The organism is Colwellia sp. E150_009 (assembly GCF_053543955.1).
In genome coordinates this window covers 15,646-31,661 of the sequence record NZ_JBHFOM010000051.1, presented here as the reverse complement: position 1 = coordinate 31,661, position 16,016 = coordinate 15,646, and the positions used below count along the sequence as shown (strand labels likewise).

Here is a 16,016-nt window from a genome sequence, read left to right as displayed (position 1 = left end):
AACTAACTCAGTTAGCCAACGTAAATGTTGATTTGACCAATTGTCATTCACTTTGCAGGTGATGTTATTACGTAAAAATAGGCCTTTAAGTTGGTATTTAGCATCCTTTAAATCTTTCATAGCGGTTTCTCTTGCCCTTGATAAATCACGTATCGCTTCGTCTTCAGGCTCAGGGACATAAATTGGGGTTAGCTCCTCGTCTTTAAGGAGTTTGGCCAATTTCATTGCATCGCGTTTGTCTGTTTTAACTTTATCACCGGTTTTTTTAGGGATAAGCGATGGAGCGACGACATAGCAACAATGACCAAGACTGGTTAGCAAGCGATAAATCCAATAACCACAGGGACCTGCTTCATAAACAAAGTGCAATGTCGCACAGGGGTATCTAGATTGATATTGCCGAGCAAGTTTAGTGATTGCTGCTTTGGTTGTTTTAATTTTTCCATGATGAACGGGTGTTGCGCCACGTTGGTCTTCAATGTGTGCAACTTCAGTAGATACTTTATGGGTATCTAAGCCAATGAAAAGTATGTTATGTTTACTCATGCTAGCCTCTATTATATATTGTTGATAAATATATTATGGCTCTGGTTTGTAAAACTAACCCACGAATTTAGAGGCTAGCACTTTGTGGGGAGTCATTATGTCTATGCGTTAAGGATGAATCGTGGAAACATTTGAAGTAAAACCATTTGTTGGTATTGGTCCAATTAAGCTTGGATCGACTCGTGAAGAGATCGAGCAAATTCTTGGTGATCCGGATACGTGTTTAGATAGGGAAGGTGTAATTCAATTATTTTATAAAGGATTTTGCATACACTTAAATGCAAAGGGCAAAGCTGAATTTATAGCTGCGTCATTTGATAAAAACTATGCAGTTACTTTTCTTGGTATGGATTTATTAAGAGAGAAGGCATTAGTTTTAATTGAAAATATATCTAAGACATACGAATATGACGATAATGATTTTGAGCTTGGTTACAGTTATATCTATCAAGATATCCAATTAGGCTTCTATAGACCGACAATGCCAGAAAATGAAGAAGACACTGAAGGAAAATATTTTCAAGTTGCATCAGTCGCTGAACAAGGTTATTGGAATGAAATATAGTAGAGTGCTAATAACCAACAATCGCATAACAAGTTGCTGCATAGGAAATTTTTTAGTTGGCGCCTTTTGGGCGTGGCAAGCCACTTTAGCTTTATTGTCTTAGATTTCACGTAGCAACGTGTTTTGAGGCTTAATTTTCAATATTTTTGTGTCTGTTTTTTCAAAAAGAGAAATTCTACAGGCTCGTTAGCATTACAGGGAAGTATCAGTATGTTTCGTAATATTATAGACAGTATAATTGCCGCTACGGGCGTTTTCTTATATGACCTTCTAGTTCATAGCGAGCAAGCTATAGATTGGTACAAGCCAATATTCGTTTTTTGTTTTACATTAGTATTGTCGAGTTATTTTGGCTCCAATAAAACTAAAACTGAAAAGTAATGCACTGCTAATAATAACTTGGACACCCACCTTTAATTGCTATTATAATTTTTAACTTTTTGTTTTATTTAATTATTAAATTTATAAAATGGCAGTATTTTCTCGAGAATAAAGAAATTCTACAGCCTCGTTAGCTGCCAATAGAATCTGTTTATATTCAAAAGGCTTGTTTAGAATAACCTGCCTTTTTAGGGCAATATTTACCGACTTCAGTAAATATTGATGTAACTAAATTTTACTCGTGTGTTAAAATTTTCCACTGCAACGAAATAGATAAAATTGGAGCCAATCCATGTGGCTCCTCAGTATTAAGTGTCGAGTTTTAGCGTCGTCTCTTCTATCCTGATAAAGCGTTGATTATTTTCACGCTCTGCAAACACGTATACCTCTTGACATATTCGCTCTCCATCATGTTTTACAATCTCAATAATATGCCGCTCGGCGTAGCTTTTAGCATTATCGAATTCATTTAGTACCGTAATAGTTACTTGCGCTATCACTTTTCTAAGTTCTGTGATGCGAGCAATAACAGTGATGCGATCGTCCCAGCTTCCGTTTGTTCTTTGACGGAAGTTAGGAGTGAAGTGCTTATCGGCTGCCTCGTCTACTGTTAGTTTTCGATTATTAAGCAGGTCTTCAATGGCTTCTTTGAGTTTACTCATTTTTATTCAACTGTGAGTACGAGCTTGCCACGAAGATGTCTTTGTGCAGAATGCTCATGCGCTTTTTGCGCATCTTGCAGTGCGTAGGTACTATCGATGGCTACGTGGATGGTTCCATCATCTAACAACGGTGCTAATTCTGCTAGTTGGGCTCCACTTGAGCGGACTTGAGTGGTTGAGACAGTAAAGCCCATTTTTTCGGCATCTTCCCTACCAGTAAAACCTAGAGGGTAGATGGGAAAAAGTGCGCCTCCAAGTTTAAGTACTTGCAGAAATCGCCCTGTTTTTTCGCCACCAACGCAATCGATGACTAAATCAATATCTTCAATTTCATTTTCTGGCATAGTTTGGGTGTAGTCAATAAATATGTCTGCGCCCAGATCACGAAGGAACTTTTCGTGGCCGCCAGATGCTACAGCAATTACTTTCGCGCCTTTCCATTTAGCGATTTGCACCGCAAAGTGACCTACACCGCCAGCTGCACCATTTACAAGTACTGTCTTACCTCCAAGTTTTACCGGCTTATGGGGTTTAGGTTGAAGCGGGTTTGGTGCGTTGTGTCCTAGTTCGATCATGAACTGCCAAGCAGTTAATAGTGACATCGGCGCACCAGCTGCATGAGCGTGGTCTATACTGGTGGGTTTGATAGCGGCTTCAGATGCCGATACGTTGACATATTGGGCATAGCCTCTACTACCTCCAGCCATACCTTCTGGAAATCGAATCATGGAATATACCTCGTCCCCAGCTTTAAATTCTGTAACGTCATCGGCAACGGCTTCAACTACACCAGAGACATCTGTACCGAGAATCAATGGGAAGTTAACTTGCGGCTGCCACTCTGGCGGTAGTGCTTTGTAGCCATCACGTAAATACCAGTCAGGGGGATTAATGCCTACAGCACGAACTCGAATTTGTATTTCGCCTAATTTAAGCTCAGGTATTGGTGCGTCTTCATAACGCAGCACTTCTGGTCCACCAAAGCTATGTTGCTGCACTGCCTTCATCATTTTATTCATTACTACTTTCTCCTCGATAAAAATTGTCTTATAATAAACGGAACGGTGCTCATTATAATCGGAGCAGTGCTCCTAATGTCAAGAGGTTTTATGAGAGCAGACGCAAAAAAAAATTATGACAATATACTTTTCATTGCACGGGAGGTATTTACCGAGCAGGGTGCTAGCGCCTCTTTACGCGAAGTTGCTCGAAGGGCTGGAGTTGGGATGGGAACGCTTTATCGCCACTTCCCGAACCGCGAAGCATTGCTTGAACCCATTCTGCGTGAGGGTTTTGATAGGCTGAGCAAAAAAGCTAGCAACCTGAAGAATACGAGTACTTCTGACGAAGCATTGGTGTTATGGGTGCAGGAAGTTATTGCCTTTACACACGACTATCAAGGCATTATTTCTGTAATGATGAGTGCGATAGAAGACCTGGACTCCTCACTTCATGTATCTTGCCATACACTCCGTGTAGCGGGTTCAGAACTACTTACCCGTGCACAGTCAGAAGGAAAGGCATGTGCCGATCTTGGGGGCGATGAGTTGTTTGATCTTATAGCTGCGCTAGCATGGCTACGTGATCAGCCGTCACATAAGTCGCGTTCTGAGCATCTATTCAAAGTGATTGCTAACGCAATACTGATAGATGCTAAATAACAAGTGGAGAATTAACTTGATGTCAATCAAACTATATTTTCTTGGGAGGGGGATAGACGTCTGAGGAAAAAACAAACTTCGCTGACGCTCACTAAAGGTGGCAAGCAGCTAACAAATTGCTGCAACTTAATCCTGTTGTTGAACAAGCCCGTTGTTGCTGAGTACTCTATATAAGTGAATAAATAAAACTGAGGTGGATTGTCTATTGGCGGTGTTTTCTTGTCGTTTTGTCAAGCCGAGTTTGCCTACTATCACTCAGTTTAGTTGAGCAATATCTGACGTGACGCATCAGGCGTCAACTAACTTGTCCAGTCGGCGTCAAAAAAGCAAAGTTAGCACGTGCAAGTAAAGGTATTATTGAGCGTTACGAATCACAAGATGGCTTGAGTGATGATGAAGTTAATCACGACTTAAAACAAAAAGCTAGATTGATTATCTAGCTTTATTGATAATGGCTATGGTAACTCTACAGGTGTTGTATATACCCAGTCTTGCCCTTTTACGGGAGTATGACAGCTGATACATGATTGGTTTAAATCATTTTTATCTCCGTAAGGCGTTTGAGACTTTCCTAACCATCGAGCCCAGCCCCAACCAGTCCCATTGTCTTTGAATTTTTTAGTATCTTTATACATAAATTCAGCATGGATAAACTCATCAGGGGCTATTGCCGTAGGCCAATTTTTCTCAGTAGTTTGTTTCCAAACTAACTTTCCGAGTATAGTTCCATCAGGCCAAGGGTTTGTTTGGTTAGAACGAGAAGCCTTTATTGCAATATCATTTCCTAAAATTATCCTTATTGATTTATGATCTATGCGATGAGAAGCTGAAATAACTTTCCAATCTTTATATTTTTCTGGTAGCTTTAATCCCTCTAAGTTTGGTTTTACTTCGATTTTATGATTATCTGCAAATGATATTGCAGAAGATAAAGATAAAAGAATAATTGGTATGTACCTAATTTTCATTAGTTTTCCTTTTTAAAGTATCAGTTAAGTTGGGTGATTTCATTTAATGGATGAATAAGGCCAACTTTATCGTAATGGTATTCATTGTGGGACGATGAATGTTTACCTTTCATTACTATAAAGTTATTACTATAAAGTTATTACTATAAAGTTATTACTATAAAGGCAAAGACGTCAGTAGTTTTAATTTTATTCCCTTGATAGGTAAGTTTATTTTTTTAAGCGTTTAAGGGAATAAAAATAGTCCTCATGACGTCTTTAATGGTACTAATTTATTTAATTTCATTAATATGCAGAATTATGATCAAAAAAAACGGTTTTGGCTGTTAGTCGAGCCTTGGAGTCATCGCTTAATTAATATTGCTCTACATCATTGCGGAGATAAAAATCTGGCACAAGATTGGAGCCAAGAAACATTACTTCGTGCTTGGAAAGATTTTGAACAATTAGAAGACTCGACGTTAATTTATGCTTGGTTATTAAAAATATTAAATCGAGTAATTGTTGATGATCAACGGCGTAATATTCGGCGAAAAAAACTATCTCCTGTAATTTTTGTTGATGATGATTATTTTAGTACTCATGCTTGTTCTGCTCCAGGCCCTTTTTCTCAATTAATGAAAAATCAAAGTAATAGCCAATTGAAAGCAGCTATTTTACAACTTCCAGAAGAGTTTAGGTCTACTATTTTGTTGAGGGATATAGAAGGAATGAGCTATACCAGTATTGCCAGTATTCTTGATATAGCCAAGGGTACGGTAATGAGTAGGTTATCACGAGGGCGAAGACTGCTGTCGAGCTATGTGCTTAAGCAAGACTTTTCTATACAAAATACGGACACAATAGAGATGGAAGAATTATGACAGAAATTGATACAGACAACATAATGACTAAATCGATAAATGAAAAAATATACTGGGAAAAGTTGCATGTTGAATTGCAAGACTTGCTTGCGGGCTATTTAGATGATGAACTAACGGAACAAGAAGTTTTATTAATTGAAGCACATCTTGTAGGTTGTCAAGATTGTCGCGATGATTTAGAGCGTCAAAGGTCACTGGCACATCATGTAAATAAAATGCCAATAGAAAAGTTAACAATAGATATCTTTGAAAAAATACAACAAGATGTATTAATAGAACATAACACTAAAAGGAATGAGTCTACAGTATCTATTTCATTAATATCGAAAATAAAAAAATATATAGTCAGTTTTTTTCACCTTTATTATTCAAAAAACAAGCTAATAATGGTTAGTGGATGGCTTGTAACAGCCATGCTATTAATTTATTTACCTTTTAATACCCTAAATAAAATAGATCAGCCAATTAGTAGTATACCTATGATTGATGACGCTCTAGAGCAATATTATTTATTACAGAATCAAGACATACCTACAACTTTAATCGATATTGATATACCTGCCAAGTGGGAAAACAGCAGTAAACTGGCTAGCTGGTCAACAGAAATAGGTGGTTTGCCAGCACAAGCTTTTGCGGTACGCTATAAAAATCAAATTATTTTACAATATAAAATTGATCAAATCGTATTTTTTAGAAATGCTAAAGTTAGAAAATCTATTGCCAAAAACGGTTGGTATCAAGAGTTAAATACGCTCGCAGATATTCTCCTATTACCGCAGGGTGACTCAGGCTTAATTATAGTAGGACCCAAGAATTTCTTACCGAAGCGAGAGTTTATCAGTGTAAATTCAATTTAGGTGTGGATTGGTAGACGCTTACATGCAAGTCCAGCTCGTAATTGATAAAAACGCACTAGTACTTCTAAAAAAAGACTAAATCCTCTAAAAAATTGCGGTCAAAATAATTATTTATAAAAATAAAGGATTCATTTGAATCATAATACAAAGTCAGATATTGTTTTTTGGTATTAACGAAAATAATGAAAAACGAGTTATTTTACAGGCTCGTTAGCTGTCAGTTAATACCAGTTTCATTAAGTTTGTGATCTTTGTTGAAGGAGAATTAAATGGATATAAATAGCATTATAACTTTTATAGCGGTAGCGACTTTGTTGGTTGTTTCACCTGGCCCGAATGGTTTCCTCATAGTTAAAACAGTTCCAGTGTCTGGAAAAAAGGCGGGATTTGCTAATATTTGGGGATTTGTTACTGCTTTTTATGTGCATGGAACATTATCTATATTTGGCATTTCTGTACTTCTCGTTAACTCTGTTCAAGCTTTCTTTATTTTCAAAATTCTAGGTGCAACATATTTAATCTGGATTGGCATCAAATCACTTTTTAGTGCTTTCAAAGTTAGCAATACAAAATCACCTGATTTAATTCAGAAAGATATTAAACCTGTTTCGATGCGCACCGCATTTTCAGAGGGGTTCTTAACAAACGTACTTAACCCCAAAGTATCAATGTTCTATTTGGCGGCTTTCCCCCAATTTATATCCATAAACGAGGGGGCGCTGAATGCATATGCGTTGGTGACAGCGCACTCTATGATTAACTTTGTGTGGTTTTCCATCATGATATTTATGTTGTTGCGCATCAAAAATGCTACAAACAATGCTCGGTTTAAAAGGTGGTTAAACTCTATAACTGGTTTTGCATTTATTGGCTTCGGCTCTAAATTGGCGTTAATGAAAAACGATTAACACAAATACATCTTGCTAGACTTGGGCAAACTGTCATCTTTTGTGCAAAATACGCAAAAAGCCGCCAATTCATCCAAGCCGTAAATGCGGGCGTTGGTCATGTTGTTATGTGTTGAAATAAGTATTCTTTACGGTATCTATTTGGTGTTTTAAGAAATAATTGCTTAAATGCATATATAAATGATGAATCAGATTTGTAACCCAGATCCATCGCAATTTCCAAAATCGATATGTTTTTATTTAATAGTTGTAGTGATAAAACTAATCTAACATTCTGACGCCATGATGAAAACGATTGATTAAACTCTTTTGCACAAACTCTAGACAGAGTTCTCTCTGACGCACCAACTTTAATTGCCCACTGAGCAAGCGTAAATGCTAAATTTGGTTGATTTTGTAATTGGTGAAATATAGATAACAACCTTCTGTCACGTGGTATCAGTATTGGAATGTCGAAACTTTTAGCTAGTTCTATTTGATCTCGTAATACTGTGAGCAGGTTAGTGAATGTATTCTGTGTATTTTGGGTTGATTTTTCATCAAATAGTTCCAAAATAAGTGTTTTTAAAAGCGGTGTGACTAAGCATGATTTTAGTTTATCTCTATATTCCACTATAGTATTTGGGTTTAGATAAATAGCTAAAAATTTTGTATTTGTTACTGCTACAGAACGATGAATTGTATTTGCAGGAATATATAAAAGTCCATTATGGGGGACAATGAAGCTTTTAACATCAATATTTGTCTGTAGCAATCCCGTCAGGGGAAATACTATTTGGTGCCATTGATGTGTATGCCAGTCATCAATATAGTTAGGAGGCATATCAATTGCTTTGGTAATAAATTGGCTACCTTCTGAGCGTAGTATTTGTTCATTTGCTAGCATATTTGGCGACTTATCGATGGTTTATGTCTTGTTGTAGAAGTTGCATGATATAAAAATTGGTTAACATTGTATCTAATTAAACAATTAGAGGACAAATATATGCATATTCATTTTATGATTCATGAATCGTACGAGGGACTGGGCGCATTTGGGTTATGGGTAACAAGTAAAGGTTTTTATCAAACAAATACTCGTTTCTATTTAGAGGAAAAGCTTCCTGAGCAATTGGATTTTGATTTACTTGTTGTTCTCGGGGGGCCACAGTCTCCGTTAACAACAGAAGGTGAATGCCCATATTTTAATGTAAATGCGGAAGTTAGTTTTATCAGTAAATGTATTTCTGCGGGTAAAGCAATCGTTGGTGTTTGTTTAGGAGCCCAGTTAATTGGAGAAGCTTTAGGGGCAAAGTTTGAACGTAGCCCACATAAAGAAATTGGTTACTTCCCAATATCGATTACAACGAAAGGTAAAAAAAATGAATTATTTAACGACTTCCAATCAACCGAAGTGGTTGGGCACTGGCATAATGATATGCCTGGTTTATTGCCTACATCAAAAGTTCTTGCGTATAGTGAAGGTTGTCCAAGGCAAATTGTAGAATATTCCGATATTGTTTATGGAATTCAATGCCATTTAGAGTTTACAGAGGACTCGATGAAAGATTTAGTTAGTTCTGCTTTTGATGCAAGGTTGGTTAAAGACAACCTATGGATTCAGGAAGCAAATGAAATACTGGTATATAACACTGATAAGATGAATAATTTACTTTATAAATTTCTAGATAATTTAGTGTTAAGATATCGAAATAAAGTAATGATAACTAGGACATCTAATCATAACTAGGGCGTCTATTCTTAATTGAGTAAAACGTGATCCTTTACTCAATTGAGACAAAGCACCCAATAAATTATAATGGGATATTATTTGATTGAATTCGAGGGGCGTTTGAAAAATGTTATTTAAACTTGGCAGTTACACAAAATATGTTACAGGGTCTATTGGTCATCAGTAGTAAATAATTCTGAATAAATAGATCTATGGTGCCTTTGCATCTAATAAAGTTTATGACGCTTTATTTGACTTTAATTTAATAGCTTTATTTGACTTTAATTTAATAAAAAAGAGATAAGCCATAGTAAAAAACAATCCTCCTATTGCCCCCCATAAATGTGCGTCAACTGCTACACTGGCTTCAATTAAACTACTCACATCAGAACTGGCACCATATATTTGTTCGTGGCCTATTTTTATCCATACCCCAATAAATAATATATACCCTGTTTTATCTTTAGAAACTATATCCATTAATGCACCAAAAACAAAAATTCCATGCAATACACCAGACAATCCAACATATTGTAATAGTGATGGTGTGCCGTAAAAAATACCAGCACTTGTCGTAATACAGCAAAATAAAAATAATGCAGAGTAGTTTTTTATTGTATAAAAACGACCATGCAATGCCCATAACAAAATAAGCGCGGCTAAATTGAGTAATAGATGGTAATGATTAGTATGTAATATATGGCCTGTAAATATTCGCCATAATTGACCTTGAATAATTAATTCTCGTTGATAAACGAAGGTTTGAGTAATAATATCACCAATAAAGTATTCACTAGCAAAAGCGATTATAGATAAAAAAGCGATCGTCAATACAAGGACTGAGTGTTGGATAGATAATGGTAAAGCGTTTAAATTCATTTATGCTTGTACTTTTGGCTGAACTCATGATGGGTTGAGTATACAATGTCGTCTTATTAATTTTAATACTTTGGTGCTTTTCTTCTATGGCTAGAGATTTATGCTTACAATGCCAACGACCAATTATAGCGTGTATTTGCTCGTTTATTTTAAAAACTGAAAATAAAATTAAAGTGTTGGTATTACAACATCCCAGTGAAGTTACTCAAACTAAAGGTACTGTTGCTTTGTTACAGCGTTCACTTAAGCATTGCCAAGTAATTATTGGAGAAAATTTTACTGAACATGATGAACTCAATTTAATATTATCGCATTATCAGGCATTGCTGCTTTATCCTTCTAAAGAGGCAGACACATTAGCTATTGACTACATAATCCCTAATACTAGTGTTAATTCTGAAAAACCTTTATTACTTATTATAATCGATGGTACGTGGAAAAAAGCTTATCGTATGTTTATGTTATCAAAAAATTTACATTCGCTTGCGCAAATTTGTTTGCCTGAAAGTATTGCTAATAGTGGGCAGTACTTAATTCGTAAAGTGGCAAAAAAAAATGCGTTATCAAGCTTAGAAGCAACATGTTACGCATTAGCATTACTTGAAGGAGAGTTAAGTATTAGCATGCTAAACATTGAGTTAGGTGAAAGCAAATACTGTATTGATGCAAAACGGTATCAACCACTTTTAAATAAATTTTCACAATTCAATCAGTTTCAGTTATCTTTTAGAAAATAGTTTTTATAAATAAAAATTTAAACATAAAAAATCAACAGACCCTACTATATATTTTCACCTTACATAAATAAGCGTACCTTTTAATGACATTAAAAAATTTATTTACTTTATCAACCGCTGGTTTACTTTTAATCAGTAACACTATATTTGCAAACACTACGGATCTAAAAAAACAAGTTAGCAATATAAGAGAAGTTAGAGAACCAGAAGCAGCAACAGGCCTGATGACTAAAAAAGCGGTTTATGGTGATCAGTTTATGGTGGTTGCTGCAAACCCTTATGCAAGTAAAGCTGGTTTTGCTGTTTTGGCTCAAGGAGGAAGCGCTGTTGACGCAGCTATTGCCGTACAACTTATGTTAGCACTTGTAGAGCCGCAATCGTCGGGTATTGGTGGTGGTACTTTTATGCTTTATTGGGATAATAAAAACAAAAAAATGACCACTTTTGATGGTAGAGAAACGGCTCCTAGTGCAGCAACCAGTGAATTATTTTTAGATGCTGAAGGTAAGCCATTAAAGTGGATTGAAGCAGTGGTTGGTGGCCGCTCTGTTGGCGTACCTGGTTTAATGGCAACCTTGAAAAAGGCTCATGATTACTACGGAAAATTACCTTGGGCAGATTTATTTAAACAAACAATTGCATTAGCTGAAAAAGGGTTTGTGGTATCACCACGGTTAGAAAAACTGTTAAGTATGAACTTTAATCCAGGAATTCACCGTTTACCCGAAATTAATCAATATTTTTTTCCCAACGGAAAATCAGTTAAAGCGGGTGATGTTTTGGTTAATAAGAAATTAGCAAACGTTTACCGAAGTATTGCTAAAGAAGGTGTAGATGTATTTTATAAAGGATGGATTGCGGAAAAAATTGTTGAAAAAGTTCAGCATGCAGCTGTTTCACCAGGTTTGCTTTCAATGAATGATATGGCTAATTACCAAGTTATTGAACGTGCCCCCGTTTGCGGAAATTATAGAGAATATAATGTTTGTGGCATGGCGCCACCAAGTTCAGGCGGAATTGCAGTTATTCAAATACTTGGCCAATTAGCACGTTTTGATCTTGGTAAATATCCACCTAATAATGTTGAAGCCATGCATTTGTTTACACAAAGTTCACGGTTGGCATTTGCCGACAGAGACCGATATGTGGCTGACGCTGATTTTGTTCAAGTGCCTGTGTCAGGGCTTATTAATACTGATTATCTAGCATCACGTTCTGCTTTAATAAATGCAGATAAAGACATGGGCAGAGCGGTTTCTGGCACACCCGAAGGTGCTTTAGCATTAGCAAATGATAATGCAATAGAGCGCCCATCCACTTCACATTTTAGTATTATTGATGCGCAGGGTAATGCGGTTTCAATGACCAGTAGTATTGAAAATGGCTTTGGTTCAGCCTTAATGGTAGAAGGGTTCATTTTAAATAACCAATTAACTGATTTTTCTTTAGCACCTAAAAAAGACGGAAAATGGGTTGCTAATAGGGTTCAAGCGAATAAACGGCCAAGAAGCTCAATGGCTCCGACAATGGTTTTTAGCAAAGATAATAGTTTAAAACTACTGGTAGGTTCCCCAGGTGGCAGTCGTATTATAAATTATGTTGCCCAAACGATTATTGGTGTTCTTGATTGGCAACTTGATCCCCAAGAATCGATAAACCTTCCCAAAATAACTAATCGAAACTATGTTACCACCCTAGAACGCGGCACTAATGCAGAGTTATTACAATTACCATTAGCAGCAAAAGGCCATAACGTACAAATACGTGATTTGAATAGCGGTATTCACGCGATAGAAGTAACAAAAACTGGTTTTATTGGTGGCGCAGATCCAAGAAGGGAGGGGGTTGTTCTAGCAAAGTAACCACTATGTTATCAGTATAAATATAATATTTAAAAATACAGTTTAAACACACAACAATTAAAATTATTGTTTATATTTAGAACGATAAATTTAAATGGGTGTCAGATTTTTTTACACAGCATAAGAAAAGGTAACTAAAATAGTTAAGAATTTATTTTAAAACAAATAGTTGCATTTTATGGTGTGGTTTTTGCGTTACTTTAGTGGGTGGAAGCTTATAATTTTGCGTTAGCTGATGTTTATTATGGTAAAAGAGCCCTAATAGCATATAAAATTTATAAGCGTTTAAGATTAATATCATAACAATACAGGATCATTGTAATCATGAACAAAAAAAATATAATAGCTGCTTCAATTTTCGCAGCCATCACCGCATTTCCGTCGCAAGCTAACATTATATTCGAATTTAATTATGTGGATAACGTTTCTAACCCTGGAGTAGGTTTCTTAGATGCTACCTATGGTGCTGCAAGACAAGAAGCAATGGAAGAAGCTGGTACATTGTATTCTAATTTATTTGGTAATTATTTTAGTAATTCAGGGACTATTTATCTTGATGCGACATCAAGCGATAATCCAGCTAGCAGTACACTAGCATCAGCAGGCTCTTATTTAACATCAGGTTGTTCAGGTACTGGTAATTGTGTGGTTAATGAAATTGTTAAAACCAAATTACAAACAGGTGTTGATGCTAATGGTGATGGTTTTGGTACTATTTTGTCAGATGGTACAGGTAGCAATACAGATGGTGGTGTTAATGTGAATTGGGGGGCAGAGTGGACTGTTGATTCAGATGATACTGATCCTAACAAGTTTGATTTTTTTGCAGCAATATTTCATGAATTAACCCATGCGCTTGGTTTTGGTTCGATGATTAGTGAAGATGGTTCTGGTATTTTCAATAACGAATGGAGTATGTTTGACACTTTTTTGCAAAATGCAAACGGTGAGAGTATTATTCAAAGTGATTCTACGTTAGATCAAACCGTATGGGATGATGCAAAAACTGGTGGTACTGGTAGTGGTATCTTTTTTGGTGGTGCAAATGCTGTTGCTGCTAATGGTGGTGACTTAGTTGGTATTTATAGCCCAACCTCATGGGCAGACGGTAGTAGTGGTAGCCATATAGATGGTGCTCCATTCCCTACAGATATGATGAAGTATGACCGTGGTTACGGACCTGAAACACGTACCTTTAGTCCTATAGATGTTGGCGTATTAACTGATATTGGTTACACGAGAAACGCAACAACAAGCGTACCAGAGCCTACTACATTAGGTTTATTTGGTATGTTGTGTGCTTTATTTATTCGTCGTAAGAATAGCTAAATACAAATTAATACAATAAGAATACAGAACAAATTAATGTGAGGGAGCTTTTTAAGCTCCCCTTTTTTTAGCGAGGTAACTATCATTTCAACTTATCTACGACGTATATTAACGAGTGTAATGGCAAGTGTACTATTAACTGCAGGGACAAACGCTATGGCTACAGATGGCATAGGTAATAACCGTTCGCCAGTAAATAATTTTCCGCCTAATAAATATCTATTAAGTGACCTTGAAATTAAGTTTACCCGCCATGCTGGTATGATTAAAGGGTCTACAAAAAAACAAATTATTATTTCTGGCAATGGATCTTCTATTATTGAGTTAAAGGGTAAGGAACAGCCATTTAAATATTCATCAACAGAGGTAGTATCGCTAATTAATTCTTTTTATAAAATTAGATTTTTCGATCTTCCGACACACTACAACACTAGTTTCTCAGTATTTTTAAATAATGATGGTTCAGTAGGTACTAAAGCTTTGCGTATGATGGACAGCGCAAATACAACGATATGTTTTAGTTTACCTAACTTTGAAAAATGTGTCACTTATAGTAAAGATAAACCGTTTGAATTAGAAAATATCATACAAACTATTTTTGAGGGTACTGAGAGCGAAATAAAATAATAAAAAAATTAAATAAATTCTTTTTTAGTGAGTAAGTCTAGGTTAATAAGGAGCGATTTGAGTTACTTGAATTGTATTACTATTTAATATTTGCCACTGCACGTTAAGATCATATAACCTCATACCGTAGGATTTGTAATCAAGTTGCTTTTGTTTGTAAGCAGGGCGAGGATCTTGTGATAAAACCTGTTTTATTAGTAAGGCTAAATCGGGTAAAATATTTTCATATTTTGTTAATGTTTGCTGCGCCCGCTCAGAAAAAGAGACTTTTAGAGGGGGTTTAGGCGCTGTTTGCGCATAACCCGCATAGGCATTAGGTAATGAGTCTGAGTAGGGGATATACGGTTTTATATCAACAATAGGCGTTTGATCTAATAGATCCATACCAGAAATATGTATGGTTACCGTTTGCTTAATTCTTTCTATTTTATCAAGCTTTACTACCGACATACCAATAGGATTTGGTCTAAAGGTTGATCTACTCGCTAACACGCCAACTTTTTTGTTGCCTCCTAATCTTGGGGGTCTAACTAAGGGGTTCCAACTTTGAGATTGTGTGCCGTGAAAAATAAATAAAATCCAAATATGGCTAAACTGCTCAAGCTCTCTTATACAGTCAATAGGGTTAATTTCATTTAATAAGGTTATTGTGCCTTTTGCTGCGTTCACCAAACCTGGCTGTCTGGGAATAGCAAACTTCTCTTTGTAGGGGGAATTTACAAAGCCAATGGGGCTAATTGTTATCTTGTTTGTTTGGGTCATGACTTAGTTATAGTTTAGCTATATTTTAATTATGTTATTCGTTATTTGTATCAACAGAATAAGCTTTACCATAGCAAATAACCAGTGCATGGCATTGTTTTGCGTCATTACTCATACTTTGTTTTGCTAGTTGAGCTTGTGAGAGTAGTGCACACGAAGAGAAAACAATCGCATTAGCGTGTAGGGCATGTGCTTCTTGTCTTGCTTGAGTACGAGCGTTAATTTTATCAGGTGCTGCATGATGCGCTTTTACTTGGCAGTCTTGACCTTCAACAATATCAATAAACTGGTAGCGATCTTGAATATCACTTTCACTTTGATAAATTTTTACCTTTGAAGGTGAAAAATAGCGGCTAAAATTTTCTTTATCTAAATTCGTTGATACATAACGATTACTGCAACTTGATGTAAAAAAAATGAATAATAGAATGAGTATTATATGGTATGTTTGAGTGTTCACTTGGCCTCCAATTGACCTTCAATAAGTTTTATACCAATATCACTAACTATGTGATCATTTCTACTTGCTAAAATCACACTACATCGTTATTCATTTAATAATTAGAACAACTAGTTATTAAAATAAATGCCTTGTATTTAGCAATTTTTCTACGTATAAAATAGATTACTTAATTAATGAAACTAATGGTATTACCGTTTTTATTGATTTAATATGTATCATATCAATAAAAAAGGTA

18 protein-coding genes are annotated in these 16,016 nt (G+C 35.9%); 10 read left to right on the top strand and 8 right to left on the bottom strand.

Annotation, left to right across the window (positions count from 1 at the left end; all coding sequences use genetic code 11):
* The coding region (locus ACE1OF_RS17355; protein WP_448895997.1) for an IS110 family transposase at positions 1-546 on the bottom strand (546 nt) is incomplete at its 3' end.
* A 121-nt stretch (positions 547-667) separates the two neighbouring features.
* Between ACE1OF_RS17355 and ACE1OF_RS17350 the strand changes: the two genes are divergently transcribed.
* Entirely contained in the window at positions 668-1,111 is a 444-nt protein-coding gene (locus tag ACE1OF_RS17350; RefSeq protein WP_448895995.1) for a hypothetical protein, read from the top strand.
* Between the two features lie 689 nt (positions 1,112-1,800).
* Here the strand turns inward: ACE1OF_RS17350 and ACE1OF_RS17345 are convergent.
* Positions 1,801-2,154, bottom strand: a complete 354-nt coding sequence (locus ACE1OF_RS17345; protein ID WP_448895994.1) for a hypothetical protein — start codon at positions 2,152-2,154, stop codon at positions 1,801-1,803.
* A 2-nt stretch (positions 2,155-2,156) separates the two neighbouring features.
* Positions 2,157-3,173: an NADP-dependent oxidoreductase gene (locus ACE1OF_RS17340; protein WP_448895993.1), complete on the bottom strand. Its 1,017-nt coding sequence runs from the start codon at positions 3,171-3,173 to the stop codon at positions 2,157-2,159.
* 90 nt (positions 3,174-3,263) lie between these two features.
* On the opposite strand from ACE1OF_RS17340, the gene ACE1OF_RS17335 reads away from it, so the two are divergent.
* Complete coding sequence (locus tag ACE1OF_RS17335) at positions 3,264-3,815, top strand: TetR/AcrR family transcriptional regulator (RefSeq protein WP_448895991.1); 552 nt, start codon at positions 3,264-3,266, stop codon at positions 3,813-3,815.
* Positions 3,816-4,270: 455 nt separating this feature from the next.
* On the opposite strand, the gene ACE1OF_RS17330 is transcribed toward ACE1OF_RS17335, so the two are convergent.
* Positions 4,271-4,783 carry a cytochrome P460 family protein gene (locus tag ACE1OF_RS17330; protein WP_448895990.1) on the bottom strand — a complete coding sequence of 171 codons (513 nt, stop codon included), beginning with the start codon at positions 4,781-4,783 and terminating at the stop codon, positions 4,271-4,273.
* 290 nt (positions 4,784-5,073) lie between these two features.
* Between ACE1OF_RS17330 and ACE1OF_RS17325 the strand changes: the two genes are divergently transcribed.
* The 3 genes from ACE1OF_RS17325 (at position 5,074) to ACE1OF_RS17315 (ending at position 7,411) form a co-directional block, all read left to right on the top strand.
* The gene (locus ACE1OF_RS17325; RefSeq protein ID WP_448895988.1) at positions 5,074-5,646 is read left to right on the top strand and encodes an RNA polymerase sigma factor; all 573 of its coding nucleotides are present in this window, start codon (positions 5,074-5,076) and stop codon (positions 5,644-5,646) included.
* A complete protein-coding gene (locus ACE1OF_RS17320) occupies positions 5,643-6,503 on the top strand; it encodes a zf-HC2 domain-containing protein (RefSeq protein ID WP_448895986.1) in 861 nt (286 codons plus the stop codon). The genes ACE1OF_RS17325 and ACE1OF_RS17320 overlap by 4 nt, the downstream gene beginning before the upstream one ends.
* A gap of 269 nt (positions 6,504-6,772) precedes the next feature.
* The gene (locus ACE1OF_RS17315; RefSeq protein ID WP_448895985.1) at positions 6,773-7,411 is read left to right on the top strand and encodes a LysE family translocator; all 639 of its coding nucleotides are present in this window, start codon (positions 6,773-6,775) and stop codon (positions 7,409-7,411) included.
* A gap of 97 nt (positions 7,412-7,508) precedes the next feature.
* Here ACE1OF_RS17315 and ACE1OF_RS17310 read toward each other — a convergent pair whose 3' ends face one another.
* Complete coding sequence (locus ACE1OF_RS17310) at positions 7,509-8,297, bottom strand: AraC family transcriptional regulator (protein ID WP_448895983.1); 789 nt, start codon at positions 8,295-8,297, stop codon at positions 7,509-7,511.
* A 99-nt stretch (positions 8,298-8,396) separates the two neighbouring features.
* Between ACE1OF_RS17310 and ACE1OF_RS17305 the strand changes: the two genes are divergently transcribed.
* Positions 8,397-9,140, top strand: a complete 744-nt coding sequence (locus tag ACE1OF_RS17305; protein ID WP_448895982.1) for a glutamine amidotransferase-related protein — start codon at positions 8,397-8,399, stop codon at positions 9,138-9,140.
* A 219-nt stretch (positions 9,141-9,359) separates the two neighbouring features.
* On the opposite strand, the gene rrtA is transcribed toward ACE1OF_RS17305, so the two are convergent.
* Positions 9,360-10,001: a rhombosortase gene (gene rrtA / locus ACE1OF_RS17300; protein WP_448895980.1), complete on the bottom strand. Its 642-nt coding sequence runs from the start codon at positions 9,999-10,001 to the stop codon at positions 9,360-9,362.
* Positions 10,002-10,087: 86 nt separating this feature from the next.
* On the opposite strand from rrtA, the gene ACE1OF_RS17295 reads away from it, so the two are divergent.
* From ACE1OF_RS17295 to ACE1OF_RS17280, 4 genes are all read left to right on the top strand, one after another.
* Positions 10,088-10,738 carry a tRNA-uridine aminocarboxypropyltransferase gene (locus ACE1OF_RS17295; RefSeq protein WP_448895979.1) on the top strand — a complete coding sequence of 217 codons (651 nt, stop codon included), beginning with the start codon at positions 10,088-10,090 and terminating at the stop codon, positions 10,736-10,738.
* A gap of 83 nt (positions 10,739-10,821) precedes the next feature.
* Positions 10,822-12,600: a gamma-glutamyltransferase gene (gene ggt / locus ACE1OF_RS17290; RefSeq protein WP_448895978.1), complete on the top strand. Its 1,779-nt coding sequence runs from the start codon at positions 10,822-10,824 to the stop codon at positions 12,598-12,600.
* Positions 12,601-12,924: 324 nt separating this feature from the next.
* Complete coding sequence (locus ACE1OF_RS17285) at positions 12,925-13,929, top strand: PEP-CTERM sorting domain-containing protein (RefSeq protein WP_448895977.1); 1,005 nt, start codon at positions 12,925-12,927, stop codon at positions 13,927-13,929.
* 120 nt (positions 13,930-14,049) lie between these two features.
* A complete protein-coding gene (locus ACE1OF_RS17280; protein WP_448895975.1) occupies positions 14,050-14,556 on the top strand; it encodes a hypothetical protein in 507 nt (168 codons plus the stop codon).
* A gap of 42 nt (positions 14,557-14,598) precedes the next feature.
* Here ACE1OF_RS17280 and tsaA read toward each other — a convergent pair whose 3' ends face one another.
* Positions 14,599-15,318 carry a tRNA (N6-threonylcarbamoyladenosine(37)-N6)-methyltransferase TrmO gene (gene tsaA / locus ACE1OF_RS17275; RefSeq protein ID WP_448895974.1) on the bottom strand — a complete coding sequence of 240 codons (720 nt, stop codon included), beginning with the start codon at positions 15,316-15,318 and terminating at the stop codon, positions 14,599-14,601.
* Between the two features lie 34 nt (positions 15,319-15,352).
* Complete coding sequence (rcsF, locus tag ACE1OF_RS17270; RefSeq protein WP_448895972.1) at positions 15,353-15,778, bottom strand: Rcs stress response system protein RcsF; 426 nt, start codon at positions 15,776-15,778, stop codon at positions 15,353-15,355.
* Positions 15,779-16,016: the final 238 nt, after the last annotated feature.